Raw genomic sequence first — 3,119 nt, 5'->3', positions numbered from 1 at the left:
CCCTGCAGGATGCGCTTCTTTGTTTCCCGGTCAAATTCCACAGGGCAGGAAAGCCGGTAATTAAGGTATATGGAACCGCCTCTTATGGTCTGAGTGTTGAGGCATAGTCCGAGATAGTAGCCGTAGAGCTCTATGGGATCCAGAGGGCGGTGCTGCCAGTCTCCCGGAGACTTGGGATCCTGACAGTCCTCTACGGGAAGGGGGAACAAATCAAAGGCCTCATGGAGTTCATCCTCCAGGTGGAGAGCATGGGTATTATGACGAAGTCTGGCCCAGGATTTGATGTTCGTCATGCCGCAGGTGGGATGATCGTCCACCTGGCTTCTGGCATCATAGGAGCTGTATACCGAGTCCCACTCTGTCAGAGGGCGCCACTTTTCATGATGCCAGACCTCCATGAAGCTTCTGACATCGCGGAATTCCAGGGCCGTGGGGTTTTCATACTGGTAATCCCGCACATCTTTGTCGAAATCCTTCATTCTTAGGAGCTGCGTAATGCCTTTGGCATCCCTGAAGGCGGCAACGGTGCTGGAGGTGCCGAAATCGATAAACACATAGGAGTCCTGCTTCACCAGTTCCCAGGGATCCTTGCAGACGCAGGGCTGATCCAGCTCTATTTCCGTATAATCATCACCCTTGGGCAGAGCGTCCGGCGCAAAAACCTCAATGGAACCCTCGGAGGCCGATGTCAGCTGCGATCTGCTGATTTCCGGCAGCGAGGCCCGGATGCTGTCCATTTTCAGGAAAAGCTCCGAGGGGAACAAAGACCGGGTTTCATCATGCTGGGCCGCCTCCGTATCTTCGCTGTCACTCCTGGAAAACGAATACATGACTTTCAAAAACACATAGCAGCGGCTGTTTGAAGCGCCGGTTACCGATTTCTCGGCGGTAAAAACAGTCCTGCCGTTATCGTTATGAAATGAATCAAAGGATCTGGCTCTGAGAAAGGACCAATAATTGTCAGAAATGCGGGAGGGTTCCCAGAAAGACAGGGCGTTTTTAAAAATCAGGCATAACATTATGTTATTGTTTAATATGCGAGGTATTTTGCAAGTATTTGTTAAGAAATTCTGTATGCTGTTAACTGATTTATGATTTTCTGTTGCATTGTTTCTGTTTAAATAAATATTGCTGTTTGTTATATTGTCGTAAATGATGCTTTTACAGGTTTCAAAGGAAAATTTAATTTTCTGATAACGCTGGTCATAGGAATCCAAAGCTTCATGCAGGCTGTTTGATATTTCAGACCATTTAATGGTAAAACCTTCCTGATTATCTTCAACATGATCCGTTAACAGAAAAAACACGTGTTCATTGGTTTGGGGCTCATTATCCAAAGGGATAAGAGAGGCATTGTCTGTTACCAGTCTGTAATCATTAAGACGCTTAATAATTTCAGCGTTATCTTCGCTGATGCTTTCAGTATTTTCATTTGCTTCCGGCAGTTCCTGATCATGACTGAGGTACTTCTCCGTCAGCCCCGGCAATCTGTCAGCCAAATAACGCGGTACGGCAATTTTGTTAGTTTTCATAAACACGCTTCTTCAATAACACTCAGTAATTCTTTTCACAATCTGGTTGCAAAGCAGCTTTTTCGCTGCTGTTACTCCGCTATTCTGCAGTTTCGCGGCTCCGTCACTCCACTACCGGCCGGCTTAATAACTTGTTGCTGGAATTTTTAAGCCCGGGAAACAGCACCTTTTTGACAGCGGATACGGTCTTGCCGTTGGGGCGAGAATGATTTTCAGCTGAAAAGGGAATGCCGGTTTCAGGAATAACAGCCTGAAACTGCACGCTCGGATTTGCTTTGTTGTAGAAATCCATCAGCCTGATCATAAGTTCGGTAAGAGCCGGGGCGCAGAAACCGCTCTCAATGGTTCTTTTCCTGATTACCTCCCATGCTGTGGAAAGCCGCGTCATGTGGCCGCACTGCACCAGAAGATTGGTAATGTTCCCGAGATCCAGAGATTTCAGGGCATCGTCTTGTCTGACGCTTTCCGGCAGGGCTCTGATAAACTCCGCCAGGGAACTGATGGCATCAATATCGCGAATGCCGCTGATTTTGCCGGAGCAGCGGTCATATTTTGCTCTGAAGTCATCACGTTCCCGGGAAACTCTTTCTGTTTCATTTTTCTGCGCCGTCAGCTTTTTCATGTAATCGCGGCATTTGTCATCGCCTTCGCTGACGCGGAGCTCTAGCCTTTTGATATTTTGCCGGAGGGCTTCTTCTTCTGACTTCATTAGCTGGCGCTGTCTCTGGGCGTCATTCCTGACGTTCTGAACCTCTGTGTTGCATGCCGAGATCTCGTTTTCAAAACGGCTCTTCTGGTCATTTAAATCTGATTCCAGTTTGCGAATTCTGTCCTCGGCTTTTTTGAGAGTATCGCCGGCAGCTTTCAGCGCTGAGGTCAGATCCTCCTTTGCGGCGCGGAGAGATGTTATTTCCCTGCCGGACTCCCCGGCTGAATTATGGAGCCCTCGTACCTGCTGCGATAATGCTTCATTTTCCTTTTTAAGAAGGGAGTTATCCTGCTCCAGCCGGCGTTTTTCCGATTCAAGGGAGGATATTCTGCTATTGAGATCCGCAGCCTGACTCTCTGTCTGAGAGGCGGAGGCTTCAGCTTCTCCGGAATTCGTCGGCAGGGACGCGCTCTTCACATCTCCGGAAGCAGTTTTAGGAGCGGCGGCGAGCACGGGATCACGGCCGGCTTCCGCAGGATCGGAAGGCACGCTCTCCATGCGGGCATTGCCAGAAGTTTCCGGGGCAGCTGCCATCTGCCGCGCTGTTTTGAGAGTATTGGTGATTGCAATGATCTTTTCCTTGTCGCAGCGGCACAGATCGACAATCGTTTTTAAAAGCTCAATTGTATTATTGCACATACGCTTACCTTGCTAATTACGACACCCGGATAAAACCCTGAGGAAACTGCGCTTAAATCTTCTCAGTCTCAGACCTGCCGGGGAGGGATGCTTCACGTTTGGCCATCTTCGAGAATCTTCCTTTGGAGAGGCGTGAGCTCCCCGGGGAACTTGGGAGGCGCTTCCGGGTTTAAAGGGGTGCTCTCCTGCCGGAGGGGCGCTTTGGCGGGTTCCAGCAGGCTCTTGGCAATTGCTTCCGG

2 protein-coding genes are annotated in these 3,119 nt (G+C 49.4%); both read right to left on the bottom strand.

Going from position 1 to position 3,119, the window contains the following annotated elements; all coding sequences use genetic code 11:
- A partial coding sequence (locus ACJROR_RS12775; RefSeq protein WP_406547389.1) for a hypothetical protein occupies nt 1–1,532 on the bottom strand: 1,532 nt, incomplete at its 3' end.
- A 103-nt stretch (nt 1,533–1,635) separates the two neighbouring features.
- Entirely contained in the window at nt 1,636–2,880 is a 1,245-nt protein-coding gene (locus tag ACJROR_RS12770) for a hypothetical protein (protein ID WP_406547387.1), read from the bottom strand.
- Between the last annotated feature and the right edge of the window lie 239 nt (nt 2,881–3,119).

The sequence above is a fragment of the Succinimonas sp. genome, assembly GCF_045225735.1.
Lineage (GTDB): Bacteria > Pseudomonadota > Gammaproteobacteria > Enterobacterales > Succinivibrionaceae > Succinimonas.
Note: the sequence above shows the minus strand (reverse complement) of the source record. Positions and strands in the feature narration are given on the sequence as shown.